Source organism: Treponema vincentii F0403 (assembly GCF_000412995.1).
In the GTDB taxonomy this organism is placed as follows: domain Bacteria; phylum Spirochaetota; class Spirochaetia; order Treponematales; family Treponemataceae; genus Treponema; species Treponema vincentii.
Map to the genome: position 1 here is coordinate 2,316,746 of NZ_KE332512.1, position 18,612 is coordinate 2,335,357.

Here is an 18,612-nt window from a genome sequence, read left to right on the forward strand (position 1 = left end):
ATAGTGTTACTGAGATTGGAGGTAGCGCTTTTTCCGACTGTACCGGTTTAACGAACATTGTGATACCCGATAGTGTTACTGAGATTGGAAATAGTACCTTTTCCGGCTGTAGCGGTTTAAGAAGTGTTAGCATCCCTGATAGTGTTACTAAGATTGGACATAGGGCATTTTCCGACTGTACCGGTTTAACCAGTGTCGTGATACCCAATACTGTTACTGAGATTGATTCGGACGCATTTGCCGGTTGTACCGGTTTAACAAGTATTGTGATACCGAACAGTGTTACTACGATTCATTGGTATGCATTCGGCGGCTGTGCTGGTTTAACCAGTGTCGTGATACCGAATAGTGTTACTGAGATTGGAGATGGGGCATTTGCCGGTTGTACCGGTTTAACACGTATTGTGATGCCCGCTAGTGTTACTAAAATTGGAAGCGGTGTATTTTCTCACTGTACAAACTTAATACATCTTATTGTTGATAACGCAAATACTATGTATTGTAGTGAGCATAATATTATTTTTACAAAGGATAACAAAAAGCTTATAGCTGCAGCAGGGGCTTTAAAAGGCCATATTGTTGTTCCCGACACTGTTACTGAAATCGGTGTCGATGCCTTTTCCGGTTGCACCGGTTTAACAAATATTGTGATACCCAATAGTGTTACTGAGATTGGACATAGGGCATTTTCCAACTGTACTGGTTTAGCACGTATTGTGATACCCGATAGTGTTACCGTAATTGGAGAAGCCGCATTTTTCGGTTGCACGGGTTTAACAACTATTGCAGTATCGGGCAGTGTTACTGATATTAGAAACGGCGCTTTTGCCGCCTGTGTGAACCTAATGCAGCTTACCGTTGATAATGCCAATGCGGTATATTGTGGCGAGGATAATATTATTTATATAAAGGATAAAAAAAAGCTTATAGCTGCAGCAGGGGCTTTAAAAGGCCATATTGTTGTTCCCGACACTGTTACTGAAATCGAAATAAATTCGTTCTCCGGCTGTACCGGTTTAACCGATATTATTATTCCCGATAGTGTTACTAAGATTGGAGACAGTGCCTTTTCCGGTGTTAGCTCCGATGCACATTTTACCGTTACGAATAAATTAATGAAAAAGAAGTTACTAAACAGCGGCAGCAATATACGGGATGAACAAATTACAGTTGACGTGAACTTGTAAACCAATCGGTAATTCGTAATGGAGAAAAGAATGGCATACAGTAATTCGAATAGCGCTTGTACAGCAGCAATGGATGGATATCCCGCCGATAAAATCTACTCGGTTGACGGCATACGTTTTACGATGAAATCGATAGCTGCCGTAACGGGCGGGCTTGTACGGTATAGTAACGAATTTAATATTGACAGAAAATATGCGATAGACTTGAGCGCATACCGGATAGGCGAAACACTCGTAACGCAGGAATTGTGGCAGGCTGTGATGGGGAATAATCCAAGTTTTTTTGACGGTACCGGAGGAAAAAAGAAATCCGGACTAAAAGAAGTTGATACGGCACCCGCAATCGGAGAAGAGCAGCCTAAGCGTCCGGTAGAAAACGTCAACTGGTATCAAGCGGTTGCCTTCTGTAATAAGCTCAGTATCAAACTGGGGCAGGAACCGTGCTATACAGTCTTCAAAGATGAAAAGCCGATCGATTTTAAGACGCTAGCGGTTGAGGAAGTTCCTACGAAAGAAGATACTGATTGGGATGATGCCGTATTGGACATGAACAAGAACGGATTCAGGCTGCCGACGGAAGCTGAATGGACGTGGGCCGCACAAGGCGGCACAAAGTTCAAATGGGCAGGTATTGGCACCAAACGGAAACTGAAAAACTACGCATGGTACGAAAAAAACAGTAATGGGATAACGCACGAAGTAAAAAAGAAATTGCCCAACGGGTACGGGCTGTATGATATGAGCGGAAATGTGTGGGAGTGGTGCTGGGATTACTACAACTATATTCCCAATCCGCTCCCGAAAAATTATGCAGGGAGGTCTTCCGGCGGTTCTCTGCGGCGGGTGGTACGCGGCGGCTGCTGTAACGATTCTTCGGATAACTACACGCTTGTGTATCACCGCTTCTGCATCAATCCTGCTCGAAGTATGTTGAATAATCTGGTAGGGGTGCGTTTAGTAGGCTTTTGAAAATATACGGCACTCGTCAAAACTATACATCCTTGTATAGTTTTGACTGTGAGTTTAGCATAAGCGCGAAACTCGCTACTGCTTAATACGAGCGGCATCCATGCCGCTGCTGAAAACAATCCTCGACGTATCAATACGTCCATCGAGGGCGATGGTTCCATGCAGCAGCGAGATTTGGGCTATGCACAAATCTCGTCGTTAAAAAGTGCTGGAGGGGGCATTAACAACGATAATGCTATGTTTGGAGACAAAGATGAAAGTGGCGGAAACTATGATGGATAAAAATTCGGGTGATATGGTTTATACGGTTGGCGGTATAAGTTTTACGATGAAGCTGATACCATCCGCAACTAACGGGCATATTGGGAATCGCCATGATGCAGACAATGAACCGCATACTGTTAGTCTAGCTTCATACCGGATAGGAGAAACCTTGATAACACAGGAATTGTGGCTTGCGGTGATGGGTAACAATCCGAGTTTTTTTACCGGCAGTCCTGCAAAAAAGGAAGCACAGTGCAAGCGTCCTGTTGACTGCATTAACTGGTATCAGGCTATAGCCTTTTGCAATAAACTCAGCATCGCCCTGGAGCTTGAGCCATGCTATACGGTCAGCGTCAATGGCGAGCTTATTGATTTGCAAATACTCACCGCTGATTCTATTCCCGCATCAAATAATGCTGACTGGAATAATGTTGTATTGGATATGAGTAAAAGCGGTTTCAGACTGCCGACGGAAGCTGAATGGGAATGGGCTGCAAGAGGCGGTTCAAACAGCGATGACAGTATGTGGGGTGAAGTAGAGAGCGGTATAGATATGGAAGAATATGCATGGATATTGGAAAACAGCGACAGCAAAACGCATGGAGTGATACAATAAAAGTGCAGCGCCAAAATTGCCGAAAAAGAGAGGAGGAAGGGCAATGAAACGGTACGATGAGAACTTTAAAATCGAGGCATTGAAGCTGTCGGACGAGATCGGAGTGAAGAAGGCGTGTGAACAGCTTAATGTGAACTACGGAACATTAGCAGGCTGGAGAAAGCAGCGGGTAAAGAAAAACAAAGAAGGAAAAAGTACAGATGCTGATATTCAAAGAGAGAACAGCCGCCTCAAGAAAGAAATAGCCGAGCTTAAAAGTGCGAATGAGATACTCAAGGATGCACTCGGTTTTTTCGTTCAAGACCGGAAGAAATAGAAAAGGATGGTCTTTTTGCTTACATCCACCACCGTACTGCTGACAAGCAATTTTCAGCACGGATGCTGTGCGCTGTTCTTCCGGTCAGCGAAAGCGGTTTTTATAAATGGAAGAGAAACAGGAAAAAAGTGAAAGCATGGCAGAAACTGCTCGCTCAAATGCATAAAATTCTCGATGAGGATGAAGAAAACAAGAACTATGGGGTGAGGCGTATGCAGATAGCACTTGAACAACGGGGCATTAAGCGTTCATTGTCGACGGTAAGACGCGCGATGGCACGAGGAAATCTGCTGCATGAAGACAGAAAAAGCCCTGACGGTCTTACAAAAGCCGACAAAAAGGCGATGAGACCGCAGAATATCATCAAACAAGACTTTAGTGCACAAGAGCCTTTGAGAAAATTGCTGACGGATATAACTCAGATACCATGCAAAGATGGAAAGCTGTACGTATCACCTCTTTTTGACTGCTATAATGGGGAGATCATTTCTCTTGCAATGGACACAAACATGAAAAAGGAACTATGTATAAAAACGATAACGGAGGCATACAAGAATTTTGATATACCAAGTGGAGCGATAATTCACAGCGATTGCGGAAGCCAGTATACAAGCGATGAGTACAAAAAGACGCTCGGACAGCTGCATGCGGTGCAGAGTATGAGTGGAGTTGGGAAATGCTGGGATAATGCCCGGATGGAAAGCTGGTTTGCAACGCTGAAAAAGGAAAAGATCTATCAGCTTGATACAACAAAACTGACCGTGGAGGAGGTCAAGACAATCGTCTGGAGATACACGTTTGCTTATTACAACACGAAACGTATCACGACAGTAAATCCCGATGGCTTACCTCCACTGGTATACAGGAAAACAGCAGCTAAAAAAAGTGCTGCTTAAATACATTTGGGGTATTTAGGCACTGCACTAATATTGACTATTCCAAAAGAAGCTTTGTTTTATGGTTATGCAGGATACCGGCAATCAGCTTTTTACAGAAAGTGTACTGGATGAGGTTCTTATCAGCCTGAAAAAAGGAACAGCAAATGAGAAAGAAACGGCAATGGAAATCATAAGAAATCTTGATTTGGCGGACTTTGCCGATCGTCATCCGCAGAGCCTTTCCGGCGGACAAAAACAGCGGCTCGCCATTGCCTGCGCCCTTGCATCCGGGCGGGACTTACTGCTTCTTGACGAACCGACCAGCGGCCTTGATTATGTGCACATGAAAGAAACCGCCGCGTTGCTGGAAAAACTTCGATCAATGGGCACAACAATTCTCGTTGTAACCCATGACAGCGAACTTATCCGCGCCTGCTGCACGAGGCGTATAACCGTATAAGTTTTTCCACATCACCACAGATACGGAATGATTTTGTATTTTACCTTCTTTTTATATTCGGTGTATCCGTCTAAATCTTTTTCAAGCACTGCTTCTTCGTTTATAATTCTTTTTGCAATAATGACAGGATATGCAAGAAAAACGACAAAAGAGATAAGAGAACCCAGCACCAAAGGCATCGACAGAAATAAAAAAATCGTTATGGTATACATAGGATGGCGAACGATCCCATACAATCCGGTATCAACGACCTTTTGCCCCTTTTGGACTTCAACCGTTCGTGATAAGTAGGCATTCTCCTTTAATACTTCCGCATAAAGCATATATGAAAGCAGAAATATAGCGGTACCTGTCCATGACAACCAATCGGGTGCTATTATCCATCCGAAGCGGAAATTCAATCCGGCTAAAACAAATCCCAAAAGAAACATTGCGGCACTTAAGTTTATCACCAGACGTTGTTCCGCTTGCGATTCTTTTGTATTCAAGCGTTTTTTGAGCAAGTCCGGATTTTTCAACAGTAATACAATTCCTGCGAAGAGCATCGGAATAAATAATATCCCCATCAACAACCATGCTTTCCAATAATGAAAAGTTCCTGCAGGCAAAAACAATAAAATTCCTATGGCCACCACGCCGAGAGAAAACTTTAACAGTGCTTTAAAGCATAAATCTTTTTCCATACAACCTCTTTTATATTCCCCTTCGCTCAGTTCTTTATGAGCTGTATAATTTTTTCACAATGCCTTTCTGTTATTTTTACGGAAACTTATCTACGGTTCTGTATATATTCTTTTCTGAGCTTATCGGCAATACCGCTCTTTTGAATATGGTGAATAAGATTTGCATGGGGAAACGGTATGGTTTTGATATCTTTATCATATTCTGTAATTTTTCCGGTTTCATTAAAAAGCGGACGCCCTTCTATCTTGCCGAACTTAATAAACTGTATCCAGTCCTTTTGAATTGCAATAACGGCAGCCTTATTTTCATCGGTAATGTGTATATTCATGTTATCTATGGTGCCGAAGAAAAATGCAAGTTCCGCCCCATGATATGAGCCGCGAAGTCCATTATATAGATTAGGAATATAATTCATTCTATATCCGTATACGGGAGATTTTTCTCCGATTTTTTCCATGAGGAACAGTGCACTTGAGTGAAATACAAGCAACTCCATGATTTGAATTTGTAAGTCTACGATTCCGTTTGCTTCCGGTTTTAGTTCGGATTCAAGAGAATCTGCAAATTCTCCGTATTTTTTCAACAGAAATTCTTTTAAATGTTCTTTGTTCTTTGTAATTCCAAGGGCTTTGTAGTACATCGGTAATTCAATCATGGAAAATTCATCTTTATTTGACCCTATCAGTACCGGCATACAAGGGAATGATCCTCGTTCCAACAGATTCATCGGGTGCTCTGTAAAAAACTTACCGTCAATGATATCATTTTGACCTCCTTTTAGTTTCATCAATTTTTTAGCCGACAATTTTTTCAGGTCTTCAAGTCCGTTTAAATGATTTTTTGACAGCATTTTTTCATATTCATTTTTTGCGAAATCATATTCAGACAGTATCGGGACATTTCCCGCACAAAGCATGAGTTTATGAAACAGTTTATTACTCAGCGGATTTAAATAATGATACAGGGCCGCGACTGCGCCTCCGCAATGCCCCATAAGTGTAATGTTTGTATTATCTCCGCCGAATGAGTTGATATTATTATGAAGCCAAGTTAAAGCTGCTTGCTGATCAAGGTAGGAAAGCGACCCTCTTACTTCTCCTTTTTCAAAAACAGGCATATAGCCGAAGTTTCCTATTCGATAAGTAATTGTAACCGCTATAATACCTTGCTCGGCAATATGCGCCATTGTGTATATCGGAACCGTTCCCGATCCTTCTCCTCCGCCGTGTAAAAATACAAGCACCGGTTTCTTTTTCGTAAAATTGTCAGGCGCCCATATATTTACTACAAATGCATTTTCCGTTTGGGTATCCTTTAACGGTTGAAATTCCGGACGCAGCATATGATGTTTCATTAAAATATTTAAAAACAGCGGATATTTTCTCTGCGGAAAGCATACTGTCTCCGTTCGGTTAATTACTGTTTCCGGTGTATAGTCTTTTTTATTAAGAATTTTTGCATATTCAAATCTTTTTCCTTGTGCATAGGGGACGCCCAATATAGAATACACTGTCCTGCCTTCTTCCGTTTTTCCGACTATATCCGCATATACTCTGCCGATTTCTGTCTGTACTGTTTTCATTTTATATCTCCGTTATGCAAATTTTTATCTCTTATTATTTATAAATAGCATATCGTTTTTAAGATACATTTTCTATCAGTCGGCAGATCAACGTCGGATTGCCTATATTCTCAATACTTATATTTTTTTGTATAATCGCAGAGTGTCAATTAAAAGAGATTTTTTCAGGGGATTCCGAATAAGTGATAGGGCATCTCGAAAACCTGACCTTGGGCGAATTTGTTCGAGATTTAAAGAAACGATATGAGAGAATCAAATCAATTAAAAGAATGTCAGAAACTTTGGGCAGCACATAAGTATCTCGTTCTCAGTAAGTCCGGCTCTATTTATAACGAGATTCGCGAGTATTTAAAGCGGGAGAATGCACAAGTGCGGCATGTGTTGACTCTCATTGATCAGGCGTGGACTTTACCGGAGAATCGAGGACAAGTCTGCAACGCGTTTCAGCATATCTGGGGATATTTTAAGAAGCAGGCTACTCAGGATGAAAAGGCGGAGTTTATGTATTGTTTGGAGCAATATCGCAGCGGTCAGGCGGAACAGGAAATTTTGCTGGGCGCTGTTCGCAAGCTCCTTGCAGTCTACCCTAACAAGTATTTGCAGCAATCGCATCTATTATTCGGAGAACAAGATGAGACTGTGGCATCAAGATATGATTAACAAACTCCCGCGTCAACAGCTGTTGAAGCTGAACTCAATAATTGGCACTTAGAAAGCAAAGAAATAAATCAAGTGTATAAGTTGGCGAGTAAATTTATTAGCTGACACATGAGAAGTTGTGGAGGGGTAAACTGGCACGGCATATTATTGTAGTTGCATATGACCCGAGATGGGTTGAGCAATATAATTCAGAAGCATTAAAAATAAAAGGGATCTTGCAAGATAACTGCGTTACAATTCATCATATAGGCAGTACAGCTGTTAAAGGACTTTATGCAAAACCAATCATTGATATTATGCCTGTTGTGCATAGCCTTGAAGAAGTAGATGGGGTCAGCACTGAATTTGAGAAAATCGGCTATGAATATATGGGCGAGTTCGGAATCAAAGGACGACGCTATTTGCGCAAAGGCGGCAACGACAGGACGCATCATATTCATATTTTTTGCGAAGACAATACTGCTGATATAAGCCGCCATTTGGCAGTCAGAGACTATCTCAGAACGCACAAAGATGTTTGCGAAAAGTATTCTGCCTTAAAACGCACGCTTGCCCAAAAATATCCCTACGATATAGACAGCTACTGCGACGGAAAAGCTTCTTTTGTTCGACAGATGGAAAAGAATGCTGTAATATGGAAAGAACAGGCAACATAATTATTGTCCGAGCTTTTTAAACGATAAATTCCAGCTTGCCTAACTCAAACAATTAAATAAGAAGCTACAAAGTAATTCACAAACTAGTAAATCTGCTGCTGCCTGCATCAAACCTGAGATAATACCGTTTACAAAAGTATTGCGTTTGCATTGCTTTTGTAGTATCTTAATACTAAGAGGTAACTATGAAAACAGCAGTTTTACAAACACGGATAGATAAAACGCTCAAACAGGATGCAGATGCTTTTTTCGAATCAATCGGAATGGATACGACAACTGCGATACGTATCTTTTTAAAGCAAACGTTAATCCAGCGTAAAATCCCCTTTGAAATCGTTCAAGATAATTCTTTTTATTCGGATAACAATATAAAGGCTTTGGAACATTCTAAAGCTCAAATGGAAAATGGGCAGCATTCAATCCGTGAGCTTGTCGAGGTGTAACAATTGCATAAAGATTTTTCAGATGATGCGTGGGCTGATTACACCTATTGGATAATGCAAGATAAAAAAATTCTCAAAAAACTAAATCTGGAGTGATACAATAAAAGTGCAGCGCCAAAATTGCCGAAAAAGAGAGGAGGAAGGGCAATGAAACGGTACGATGAGAACTTTAAAATCGAGGCATTGAAGCTGTCGGACGAGATCGGAGTGAAGAAGGCGTGTGAACAGCTTAATGTGAACTACGGAACATTAGCAGGCTGGAGAAAGCAGCGGGTAAAGAAAAACAAAGAAGGAAAAAGTACAGATGCTGATATTCAAAGAGAGAACAGCCGCCTCAAGAAAGAAATAGCCGAGCTTAAAAGTGCGAATGAGATACTCAAGGATGCACTCGGTTTTTTCGTTCAAGACCGGAAGAAATAGAAAAGGATGGTCTTTTTGCTTACATCCACCACCGTACTGCTGACAAGCAATTTTCAGCACGGATGCTGTGCGCTGTTCTTCCGGTCAGCGAAAGCGGTTTTTATAAATGGAAGAGAAACAGGAAAAAAGTGAAAGCATGGCAGAAACTGCTCGCTCAAATGCATAAAATTCTCGATGAGGATGAAGAAAACAAGAACTATGGGGTGAGGCGTATGCAGATAGCACTTGAACAACGGGGCATTAAGCGTTCATTGTCGACGGTAAGACGCGCGATGGCACGAGGAAATCTGCTGCATGAAGACAGAAAAAGCCCTGACGGTCTTACAAAAGCCGACAAAAAGGCGATGAGACCGCAGAATATCATCAAACAAGACTTTAGTGCACAAGAGCCTTTGAGAAAATTGCTGACGGATATAACTCAGATACCATGCAAAGATGGAAAGCTGTACGTATCACCTCTTTTTGACTGCTATAATGGGGAGATCATTTCTCTTGCAATGGACACAAACATGAAAAAGGAACTATGTATAAAAACGATAACGGAGGCATACAAGAATTTTGATATACCAAGTGGAGCGATAATTCACAGCGATTGCGGAAGCCAGTATACAAGCGATGAGTACAAAAAGACGCTCGGACAGCTGCATGCGGTGCAGAGTATGAGTGGAGTTGGGAAATGCTGGGATAATGCCCGGATGGAAAGCTGGTTTGCAACGCTGAAAAAGGAAAAGATCTATCAGCTTGATACAACAAAACTGACCGTGGAGGAGGTCAAGACAATCGTCTGGAGATACACGTTTGCTTATTACAACACGAAACGTATCACGACAGTAAATCCCGATGGCTTACCTCCACTGGTATACAGGAAAACAGCAGCTAAAAAAAGTGCTGCTTAAATACATTTGGGGTATTTAGGCACTGCACTAATATTGACTATTCCAATCAATTACTTGCTGATATTGAACGAAATGGCAATGATGGCATAGGCCATCCTGAACCCTTAAAAGGAAATCTGAGTGGTTATTGGTCCCGAGCAATAGATGAGAAACATCGTCTCGTTTATAAAATTGAAGATGGACTGATTAAAATTATTCAGTGTAAAAATCAACAACCCCGACGCAGAGCATCGGGGTATGTTGTTCTTATAAGGTGGTTGCAGTCGGCTTTCATACCCTTTATTACGGCGCAGAGCGCAGGGGGATGAAAGCCTCCGCACGAATCATTATAATGATAAATAAAATAGCTTCCTGTATTACACTAGTAAGAACCAAGGGGTACTGTCTGTAAAGCGTTTCTTCAATTTAGTTTTCAAGTATTTCGGTTTTCCAATCCTTAATCGTCCTCGTCTCTTCGCTAAAGCTCGTCCCAATCAGCACAATCTTCTTTCCGCTTGTCTTATACTGTGCGGCGTAGGCATTCTCTTTGATCTGCTCAAGTGCATCTTCCGCACTGCCGCTACCGGAGAGTTTAAATTCGAAAAGATAGATACTATCAGCAGTGTATACCGCACAGTCCGCACGACCGGTACTACAGTGCACTTCCGTCTGTACAAACTGCCCCATCAGTTTAAAGATGAGATACACCGCTGTCTGGTAGTTTTGTTCCCGCAATTTCAGCTCTTTATTACTAAAGTTGTCATACGAGATACCGGCGATAAGCGACTGCATCCGTTCCATAAAGCCGTTTACATTCCCTTTGCGGACATCTTCCACAAACTGCCATACTGATTTTCCCGTCTCACCAAACGGTACCGCAGCGTAAGCTGGCAGCAGATTCTCCAAGAAACCGTACCGGACTTCATCATTGGGAAAGCCCAATCGATAGAGCCGTGCTTCTTTAATGTATTCTTTAATGGTTAAATAGCCCGACTGGAATAAAATGGGGAACGGCTCTTGTGCAATGGCTCGGTATGTTTGCAACTCCGATTCAGTGAGTACAACCTGTCCATCCAAGTCAGGGATAAAGTAGTGTGCTTCTTTGAGAAAATTCACTAAAAACGTCGGGGTTCCCGTTTCAAACCAGTAACTTCCAAATCTTTCCTTTGCAAACGCATTTAATAAGCTAAAGGGATTATACATGCCTTCCCCTGCAGGTGCAAAACAGTATCCGTCATACCATTGCTGCAAGGCAGTCAATGTTTCCGGATAGGTTAAGTCTTGACTATCGGCGAGCACTTGTATTTCAGGTTGAAAATTTGCTTCCAATTCTTTTTGGGATATACCGCAAATGCCCGCATAATGTTTCTCCAGCGATATATCCCGGAGGTTATTCAGATCACTGAAAATACTGATTTTGCTGAATTTGGTAACACCGGTTAAAAAGGCAAAACGGATGTATTCATCACAGGTTTTAATGACGGAGTAAAAAGCTTTGAGTTCGTTTCGGTATTGCTCGTTCAAGGCTTCATTTACGCCCATCGTTTGCAGGAGCGGTTTGTCGTATTCATCAACAAGAATAACTACTTGCTTGCCGGTCTGCTTAAAAAGAGCCGCAGTAAGCAATCTAAACCGATCTTCCGGTGCTGCGGCTGTTTTTGGTATAGAATAATGGGCTTCCCATTCGTCCAGATGGAGGTTTAAAATATCTACAAGCGCCTGCTCATCCGTATAATTTTTTGTATTAAAATCAAGATATAGTACCGGATATTCCTGCCATGCGGGTCTGTTTTCCAATACTGCTTGTTCTTCTTCAGCCTTTTCAAGATACAAGTCTTTGAACAGCTTTTTTTGCCCACGGAAGTACGCAGATAATGTCGAAAGGAACAAACTCTTGCCAAACCGCCGTGGACGGCTGAGGAAATAGACCTTACTGCTATTTATTAGCCGAAAAAGGTATTCTGTTTTATCCACATAGAGAAAACCTTTTTCCCGTAAATCTTTAAAACTCTGTATACCTATCGGCAATTTTCGTGGAAAACTCATGCAATAAGTATAGCAGGATTTGTCCTATCTGGCAATTTAGCGACTTTTGAAAATATACGGCGTATACACTGCGCGGCATCATTACAAGTGTACTTGATTATCTAACGATTGACAGTTTGCCGCACGTTATGAGAGAATCCAATCGATTACAAGAGTATCAAAAACTTTGGGCAGCACATAAACGCCTTGCTCTAAGTTATATATTGAGAGAGTTATATGAGACTTTGGCATCAAGATATGATTAACAAACTCCCGCGTCAACAGCTGTTGGGACAACATAGAGAGTGTTGTGCCTTGCGCGGAAACGGCTGGGGCAGGCAGCATGCAACTGTCAATTATGTTTTTCGTTATTCACCCTATCTCCTTTATTGTTATCACCGACTCATTATGGCAGAGATGAATCGGCGAGGCTACAGGGTCAGTCCGGAGTGGTTGGACAAAGACTATCGCGGCAAAAGATGTCCGGCATATAACAATTTAGCCGTCATCGAAGTACCCGGCCCCATATATACCGAACATGATGATTGCTATTATCGTGAGTGTCTCAAGAATTTGGAAACCAAGGGAATTCATTTGGATTAATATTGCGGGGCTCCATTATAAAAAGAAAGTCATTGTTCATGGCTTTTTTCTTCGGAGGTTTCCCTCACTGCGTTCGGGTCGCTACGTCCGCTGTTCCGCTATCGCTCCAGATTAAGAATATGGACGAGCAGACCATATTCTTAATCGTACAAATAGCACCCTAAAATGCAACAGTTGAACAAAGTGTGAACTTTGGAAACTGTTGCATTACGCCGTTTCGGAAAGAAATACGGAACGGCTTACAATCAGCGATGTTTCGCGGCAGCGCGAAAGTCAATAGTAAAATAGGAATGAATACTCAAATTCGGCACATAAAAGCCGAGAGCTTTCATCGCGCGGATAAATTCTTTGCGTATTGAATCGTAGCCGATTGCTCTATCGTCTCTTGTGCTATTATAGAATAAGAAAGCTGTTCAGTAGTAGAAAAGAGCTGTATTGATTGATCGATTGTTAAAATGGGCTTTATCGCACATTCTCCTTTCGGCCGATGAATTTGCGGAGATATATCAGTATCGAGTAATCCTTCTTTATAGGCGAACTTAACCGTCTGCTGGAGCCATTCACTTATTTTCTTGAGGCTGCTTACTTTAAGAGAGCCCAAAAGGGAGACGAGAAATTTATTGATGTCTTTTGCCGTTACTGTATGAAGCGGGATATTCTTAAAATACGGGCATAAACGCTTTTGCAGCATATAGCGTATTTTTTGAAACCGTGTTTTCCCCGGAAGAAGTTTTTCCTGTACGCCTTCCTCACGGAGGGTGGCAATATAGGGGGAGCATTTCCAATCCCAAAAGGTTAAAGTGTAATCGACGAATGAAAGAGATGAATGACTATTTATGGGAAGCTCTGATGTAAGCGAGGCGGTAAAAGCTGAGCTGTGCCGCAGGAAGAACAACTTGGATTTACAACAGCTGCTTGAAATAACGCAATACTTGCAGCGTAAACTTATCTCTATGGCTCAGCCTTGGGCATAGATAGCTACGGTTAAATTTTTACGTGAGTAAATACGCAAGAAAACTTTTCCGGCTTTGCTTTTGCAGTTCTTTTTGCGCACGGATTTTCCATTTAAAAGCAGTGCTGCATCAGAAGCAGATAAAAGCGTGCCGTATGTTTTTTTCCATATGGTGAAGCGGCAGCCGGTAACGGGATACTGATTACAAGAGAATACTTTTTCCATCGTTCAAAGACATCTTTAATAAGCGGAGCGTTAACACTTCCCATCACACGGCTTGGAGTGCGGGGGATAAGAGAGTCATTGATACTTTTCATAGAGTGTTTGTGCAATGGCAAGGGTTTGATCGGAAGAAAGGAAAAGAGAAGAAAAGGCAGCACGTTGTAGTGCACTTAAATTAAAAATGAGCGGAGGAATTTCTTTTTTTTGTTCTTGTTTTATTTCTTGTACGACTACCGGTTTTTTGAAAACCGGTCAGGAGTAAAACAGTCGTTTTGAAAAGCAGTTGTAATTAAGGCGGCTTCATTTTTTTTATAGGCCTTTGCAGTGAAAATAGCCTCACTTGAGGCTATTTTCACACTGTACTCACAATAAGGAGTTGGGATAAAGTCGGCGATTTCTTTTCCTCGTCTGAATATTTCGGCAAGTACGGCTGTCTGCACTCTTCCGATCGAAAGGAGTGTTTTTGCATGGAGGAATAACAGACGGGAAATATTGATTCCGACAAGCCAATCGGCTTTTTGGCGGGCATAGCCTTGACGAGCGATTTTTTTTTGACGCTTCAATTTTTTTAAAACGTATTGTGTGAGGGATAATCGGCAAATCCGAAAGGCTCCACTTTTTATAGTGTACTTCATAATCTTTAGGATCGAATGCTTGAAAAAAGTGTCCGAGACAATTGGTAATAAGATAGCGGCTGTTTCCATAGTAGGAGCCGGTAAATAGAACAGTGAGGGCGTGGGCAAATGCTTTAGCGACGGAAGGTTTTTCAGTTAAAATAAAAGTCATAAAAAGAATATAAGTTATTACAAAGATAACATCAATATAAGGTATTGTGAAGATAACATTAATATGATATACTCACAGGTGTCCTGAAGAGGCAAGATAAAGGAATGTAAATAAGTTCTTTTTTGGAATATTTAGGAAGGTGTTATTATCACTTGTATGAAAGGAGCAAAAGATGAGTAAGAAAAGTGAATTTATACGAGGCAAACCGACTCGAAAAAAAATAACAGTTATTATGGGTATCCTTAATTTTGTTATTCCGGTTATCACCGTAGTCGGCGGCTTTTGGTGGAGTACACAAGTTTTCGCACGCCTTATGCGCTATAACCCGCATATTGTCAGGTATCCGTTATTTCGCTTTCCTTCAGGATATCCGGTGTATAATCCGTTTGTGTACTTCGGCTGTTTCATCAAATACTTTCTTCGTCCCGGCTTTGATGTGTATTTGTTCCGCTCAATAAAGCCGGCGCTCATTGGAACAGCAATCGCGATCGGTTTTATTATTCTGTATGTCATCCGTTCATTGAGACAAAAAGAAGTATACCTATACGGAACGGCGCGATGGGCTACGAAGAAGGATTTAAAGAATGCAGGGATGTTCCGTGAAACCGGTGTCGTATGCGGGCAGACGGCAGATGCTAAAATCAGTGCCGAGTACAATGCAAAAGATGATGCTGTACGCCTTAAAACAATATCCGAAGGCAAGAAGCTCTTATGCCATTCGGGAAAAACCAACACCCTCTGCCTTGCTCCGACGCGGAGCGGGAAAGGCGTATCGGTTATTATCCCAACGCTATTGAACTATCCGCATAGTGTTATTGTGTTTGACCCTAAGGGAGAAAACTGGAATATCACCGCAGGCTTTAGAAAGCAGTTTTCACACTGCCTTAAATTTTCCCCCATCTCACGGGATACCCTTAGGATAAATATTATCGATGAGATACGCGACGGGGACTTTATGTATAGTGATGCGAACCTTATTGCGGATATTTTGTTTGCAGGTGATAACGCCAAAGATTCAGGGACGGAACAATTCTTTAATAATAGCGCCAAAGATTTTGTTACCGGTGTCATTTTGCATGTGAAGTATTCCGACCGTTATCCTGCAAAAAATCTTACTACGGTGTTACGGCTCATATCGGAGTCAAATGCCTTTTTCTCACAAGGACAAACGGAAACCGACATTAAAAATCCGCTTGTCGAGGCGATGCTCAAAGATCTTCACAGCGGCAATAAAAGTGCTTGTAAGACAATCTCCGGATGCGCAAATAGACTTTCAAAAAATCCGAAAGTACAAGCAGACGTCCTTTCAACGTGTTTTTCAAAATTGCAATTATTTGAAGATCCGCTTATCGAAAACGCGACATGTGCAAGCGATTTTTCAATTGAAGATTTTATTTCAACAAAGACCCCAATATCATTGTATCTGACGGTGCCGTATGCGCATATCAAACGGATTGCACCGGTATTCCGCTTACTCATTGAATTTATGCTCAGGAAATTTTCTGAAGGGGAAACACAGTATGGAGCGGTTAAACTGCCTGAAGATTTACTTTTCATTCTCGATGGGTTTCCGATACTCGGCTATTTTCCGTTTCTTGCAGAAACGATGGGTGTTCTTGCAGGTTATGGGGTACGTTTCTTAATCATCTGCCAGGCAATGAATCAGTTGGTGAAATTATATGGACAGGAACATCCGTTTTTAGACCACTGTGAAAACACGATTGTTTTCAGGCCGAGAAAACCCAGTGATGCGAAAGTCTTTACCGACTTACTCGGTAAAGAATCGGTTGTGCATGAAAACATTTCACAATCAGGAAGGAGGTTCGGCCCGCTTGATAACCGCAATCTTGCCGCACAAGATATACAGCGGGATTTAATGAATCCGGACGAGCTTACAAAACTTGATTGGAATTCACTTCTTTTAATTAACAACGGCATGCCGTATATCGGAAAGAAAGTGGTCTACTTTGACAGTCCTCGCTTTAAAGATCGTGCCAATATGAGTGTACCGCAAAAAAGGAAAGACCTTTTAAGCGAATGTGTAAACCTTCCATCTAATAAGGGAATCGATATTTTAGCACGGTCAGCTGAAGTTGAAAAAGCCATGCAAAAAGACACACCGCTTTTTTTAATGAGCAGGCAGGATGTACGTAAGAGGAAAATCACGCTGGAAAATGCAACACTTGCCGATTTTCTCGAACCACTTCCGCAAGAGAGGGAACGACATTTTTGCGATCCTGCCGATCCCCCTATTGAAGAATTAAAAAGAAGAATTAGTATGTTAGAACTGCAAATGGCCGGTGAGAGTGAAAATGAATGGGAGAATCAAGATCATGAGGTCTTCTAAAATTGTAAGAAGGCAAAAAGATGAAAGGCAAAGGGAATACGATGAAAAAGGCAAATAAAACATCAGTGACAACTTTTTCAGGAAGAAAAAAGAAGTTTATTACTACACGAGTTGATCAGAAATTGTATGAATTGCTTCAGCTGAAAAGTAAAGAACAGCGTCAGTCGCTTTCCGATATTGTTCGTGACGCACTTGCACTCTATGTTACGCAAGAAGTGAATGATAAAAATTTATTCTATGATGCAATTTCTCAAGTGAAAAGTCTCCTTTATTTTCTTGAGCAAAGCAATGCAGTGGAAGAAAGCCATGAATAGATGATATGAGCGATGATGATATTCGATTGAAACGGTAATATGATAACTTGTGGTCGGAGAAGCGACCGGAAGTGGGAAAAGCACATTTTTAAATGCCGTGTTACACAAAATCGCTTCGGCAATGCGTATGAAGTCGCGCCGTATTATTTTCGGGGGATTACGTTACGGCATGTCACTAATGATCTCTTGAAGGCATGGTAGACCGGGCATCCGGCAAATGCTACGACTATTCATGCAGAAAGCGCACCGCTCATGCTTGCACGTATCCAAGGGCTTTTACGGGAAGTCATTATCGGCTCATTACCTCCTGTATCGGATGCAATACACGTATGTGTGCATTTGACTGCAACGGAAACGGGACCAAAGGTCAACGAAATACTCGATACGTCGATAAGCGGACTTGATGAATACGTCAAGGAAATGCAGCGCATTTCTTCATGATGATATTGAAGGTATAACCGTAATGTATTATAGTATTATAAACTGTACGGTCATAAGGTCTGCGCTATCACAGATGCGGTCGGTATATGGGCAGATAACGGTGGCGGAGCTCCATATCAATGAAGTATTCAATGTGTCGATAAACAGCACGTTTTTTATAATGGCATTAATGTTATGACATTGGCCTGTTGTAAAATATCGCGTGCTGTAATTTTAAGGAGTGTGACGAGCCGGGGCTCATAAAAAAATATGTACCGTTGATGATCGATGTTTTGCGTTTTTAAAGTGCCGACGAAATAGTTAACTTCTTCTTCGCTGGAAATGAAAAGATTGCAAACCAGATCGGGCTTTTAGTAGAACTGTGTCGTTTCTGTTATGTGCGTAGTAGAGATGATGAGGCGAACCTTTATATGGCAAAAGTTATAACATATTTATGTATTCCAATTCGACAGTACACGGAAAAGAAAAAACACAATATCAACGGATTGGCTGTGAAATGGAAGATGAAACCGGAAAACGTTTTATCATTCTTGACCGCTTCATCGCCCTTTCAGGGCTTCCTGATTTTTCGAACGGGAAATATAGCGATTCAGTTTTGGTATCGAAATTTTCGGTAAAGAAAAAAGGAGAAGCTGAGATTGAGACAAGTTTTGAAAGTGAAGAAGTCGATAACGGCATCTTTTAAACCTATTTGATACGAAACAAACGGAGTGTATTGAATAGTCAATGCGCTCCGTACTCGTAAGATGTGGAGTGCGAAAAAATGGAAATGATAAGTGATTATTCAATACCAAGGTACTTTTTTTTCTCATGCGATTACTCGCAAAGAATGATCCATATTTATTGGATATTCTTTTTGATTCGGGTTTACAACAGGATATTTACTATGGATAGCCTTAATCTACCTCTATC

Annotated in this window: 25 protein-coding genes; 18 read left to right on the top strand and 7 right to left on the bottom strand. The window is 41.5% G+C overall.

The window, feature by feature from the left end; genetic code table 11:
- The 6 genes from HMPREF1222_RS13005 to HMPREF1222_RS10620 form a co-directional block, all read left to right on the top strand.
- On the top strand, positions 1-1,187 hold a 1,187-nt coding region (locus HMPREF1222_RS13005; protein WP_016519400.1), incomplete at its 5' end, for a leucine-rich repeat domain-containing protein.
- A 30-nt stretch (positions 1,188-1,217) separates the two neighbouring features.
- Positions 1,218-2,156, top strand: coding sequence for a formylglycine-generating enzyme family protein (locus tag HMPREF1222_RS10600; protein WP_016519401.1), 939 nt, complete (start codon positions 1,218-1,220; stop codon positions 2,154-2,156).
- A gap of 253 nt (positions 2,157-2,409) precedes the next feature.
- Positions 2,410-3,036 (top strand): formylglycine-generating enzyme family protein, encoded by a 627-nt coding sequence (locus HMPREF1222_RS10605; RefSeq protein WP_016519402.1) that lies wholly within the window; start codon positions 2,410-2,412, stop codon positions 3,034-3,036.
- Positions 3,037-3,079: 43 nt separating this feature from the next.
- Entirely contained in the window at positions 3,080-3,352 is a 273-nt protein-coding gene (locus HMPREF1222_RS10610; protein ID WP_016517724.1) for a transposase, read from the top strand.
- Positions 3,353-3,375: 23 nt separating this feature from the next.
- Positions 3,376-4,248, top strand: a complete 873-nt coding sequence (locus tag HMPREF1222_RS10615; RefSeq protein WP_280452028.1) for an IS3 family transposase — start codon at positions 3,376-3,378, stop codon at positions 4,246-4,248.
- A gap of 61 nt (positions 4,249-4,309) precedes the next feature.
- Positions 4,310-4,690: an ATP-binding cassette domain-containing protein gene (locus tag HMPREF1222_RS10620; protein ID WP_016519403.1), complete on the top strand. Its 381-nt coding sequence runs from the start codon at positions 4,310-4,312 to the stop codon at positions 4,688-4,690.
- An 11-nt stretch (positions 4,691-4,701) separates the two neighbouring features.
- Here HMPREF1222_RS10620 and HMPREF1222_RS10625 read toward each other — a convergent pair whose 3' ends face one another.
- Positions 4,702-5,373, bottom strand: coding sequence for a methyltransferase family protein (locus HMPREF1222_RS10625; protein WP_016519404.1), 672 nt, complete (start codon positions 5,371-5,373; stop codon positions 4,702-4,704).
- 86 nt (positions 5,374-5,459) lie between these two features.
- Entirely contained in the window at positions 5,460-6,956 is a 1,497-nt protein-coding gene (locus tag HMPREF1222_RS10630) for a carboxylesterase family protein (RefSeq protein ID WP_016519405.1), read from the bottom strand.
- Positions 6,957-7,199: 243 nt separating this feature from the next.
- Here HMPREF1222_RS10630 and HMPREF1222_RS10635 point away from each other — a divergent pair, with 243 nt between their 5' ends.
- The 6 genes from HMPREF1222_RS10635 (at position 7,200) to HMPREF1222_RS13420 (ending at position 10,339) form a co-directional block, all read left to right on the top strand.
- Positions 7,200-7,616 carry a YbgA family protein gene (locus HMPREF1222_RS10635; protein ID WP_016519406.1) on the top strand — a complete coding sequence of 139 codons (417 nt, stop codon included), beginning with the start codon at positions 7,200-7,202 and terminating at the stop codon, positions 7,614-7,616.
- Between the two features lie 116 nt (positions 7,617-7,732).
- The gene (locus HMPREF1222_RS10640) at positions 7,733-8,272 is read left to right on the top strand and encodes a GrpB family protein (RefSeq protein WP_016519407.1); all 540 of its coding nucleotides are present in this window, start codon (positions 7,733-7,735) and stop codon (positions 8,270-8,272) included.
- 185 nt (positions 8,273-8,457) lie between these two features.
- Entirely contained in the window at positions 8,458-8,715 is a 258-nt protein-coding gene (locus HMPREF1222_RS10645) for a type II toxin-antitoxin system RelB/DinJ family antitoxin (RefSeq protein ID WP_016519408.1), read from the top strand.
- Between the two features lie 147 nt (positions 8,716-8,862).
- A complete protein-coding gene (locus HMPREF1222_RS10650) occupies positions 8,863-9,135 on the top strand; it encodes a transposase (RefSeq protein WP_016517724.1) in 273 nt (90 codons plus the stop codon).
- Between the two features lie 23 nt (positions 9,136-9,158).
- Positions 9,159-10,031, top strand: coding sequence for an IS3 family transposase (locus HMPREF1222_RS12840; RefSeq protein ID WP_280452028.1), 873 nt, complete (start codon positions 9,159-9,161; stop codon positions 10,029-10,031).
- Positions 10,032-10,117: 86 nt separating this feature from the next.
- Positions 10,118-10,339, top strand: a complete 222-nt coding sequence (locus HMPREF1222_RS13420) for a Txe/YoeB family addiction module toxin (RefSeq protein ID WP_425314957.1) — start codon at positions 10,118-10,120, stop codon at positions 10,337-10,339.
- A 97-nt stretch (positions 10,340-10,436) separates the two neighbouring features.
- Here the strand turns inward: HMPREF1222_RS13420 and HMPREF1222_RS10660 are convergent, their stop codons facing one another.
- Entirely contained in the window at positions 10,437-12,056 is a 1,620-nt protein-coding gene (locus HMPREF1222_RS10660; RefSeq protein ID WP_016519409.1) for an ATP-binding protein, read from the bottom strand.
- A gap of 216 nt (positions 12,057-12,272) precedes the next feature.
- On the opposite strand from HMPREF1222_RS10660, the gene HMPREF1222_RS12625 reads away from it, so the two are divergent.
- Positions 12,273-12,638, top strand: a complete 366-nt coding sequence (locus HMPREF1222_RS12625) for a TIGR02328 family protein (protein ID WP_016519410.1) — start codon at positions 12,273-12,275, stop codon at positions 12,636-12,638.
- Positions 12,639-12,966: 328 nt separating this feature from the next.
- Here the strand turns inward: HMPREF1222_RS12625 and HMPREF1222_RS12630 are convergent, their stop codons facing one another.
- A complete protein-coding gene (locus HMPREF1222_RS12630) occupies positions 12,967-13,329 on the bottom strand; it encodes a hypothetical protein (protein WP_016519411.1) in 363 nt (120 codons plus the stop codon).
- A gap of 145 nt (positions 13,330-13,474) precedes the next feature.
- Here HMPREF1222_RS12630 and HMPREF1222_RS13010 point away from each other — a divergent pair, with 145 nt between their 5' ends.
- A complete protein-coding gene (locus tag HMPREF1222_RS13010; protein WP_244870153.1) occupies positions 13,475-13,612 on the top strand; it encodes a hypothetical protein in 138 nt (45 codons plus the stop codon).
- 91 nt (positions 13,613-13,703) lie between these two features.
- Here the strand turns inward: HMPREF1222_RS13010 and HMPREF1222_RS12855 are convergent, their stop codons facing one another.
- Genes HMPREF1222_RS12855 through HMPREF1222_RS10675 form a run of 3 tightly spaced genes read right to left on the bottom strand, consistent with a single transcriptional unit; the run spans position 13,704 to position 14,375 of the window.
- Positions 13,704-13,907, bottom strand: coding sequence for a hypothetical protein (locus tag HMPREF1222_RS12855; protein ID WP_155997640.1), 204 nt, complete (start codon positions 13,905-13,907; stop codon positions 13,704-13,706).
- A complete protein-coding gene (locus tag HMPREF1222_RS13425) occupies positions 13,891-14,031 on the bottom strand; it encodes a DNA topoisomerase (RefSeq protein WP_081636905.1) in 141 nt (46 codons plus the stop codon). Before HMPREF1222_RS13425 ends, HMPREF1222_RS12855 begins: the two co-directional genes overlap by 17 nt.
- Positions 14,032-14,042: 11 nt before the next feature.
- Positions 14,043-14,375 carry a DNA topoisomerase gene (locus HMPREF1222_RS10675; RefSeq protein WP_196799941.1) on the bottom strand — a complete coding sequence of 111 codons (333 nt, stop codon included), beginning with the start codon at positions 14,373-14,375 and terminating at the stop codon, positions 14,043-14,045.
- Between the two features lie 395 nt (positions 14,376-14,770).
- On the opposite strand from HMPREF1222_RS10675, the gene HMPREF1222_RS10680 reads away from it, so the two are divergent.
- From HMPREF1222_RS10680 to HMPREF1222_RS10695, 4 genes are all read left to right on the top strand, one after another.
- Positions 14,771-16,945 (top strand): type IV secretory system conjugative DNA transfer family protein, encoded by a 2,175-nt coding sequence (locus HMPREF1222_RS10680; RefSeq protein WP_016519413.1) that lies wholly within the window; start codon positions 14,771-14,773, stop codon positions 16,943-16,945.
- A gap of 20 nt (positions 16,946-16,965) precedes the next feature.
- Positions 16,966-17,259, top strand: a complete 294-nt coding sequence (locus tag HMPREF1222_RS10685; RefSeq protein ID WP_016519414.1) for a ribbon-helix-helix domain-containing protein — start codon at positions 16,966-16,968, stop codon at positions 17,257-17,259.
- Positions 17,260-17,511: 252 nt separating this feature from the next.
- On the top strand, positions 17,512-17,700 hold the full coding sequence (locus tag HMPREF1222_RS10690) for a hypothetical protein (RefSeq protein ID WP_016519415.1): 189 nt from the start codon (positions 17,512-17,514) through the stop codon (positions 17,698-17,700).
- A gap of 496 nt (positions 17,701-18,196) precedes the next feature.
- The gene (locus HMPREF1222_RS10695) at positions 18,197-18,385 is read left to right on the top strand and encodes a hypothetical protein (protein WP_155997642.1); all 189 of its coding nucleotides are present in this window, start codon (positions 18,197-18,199) and stop codon (positions 18,383-18,385) included.
- The last annotated feature ends 227 nt before the right edge of the window (positions 18,386-18,612 follow it).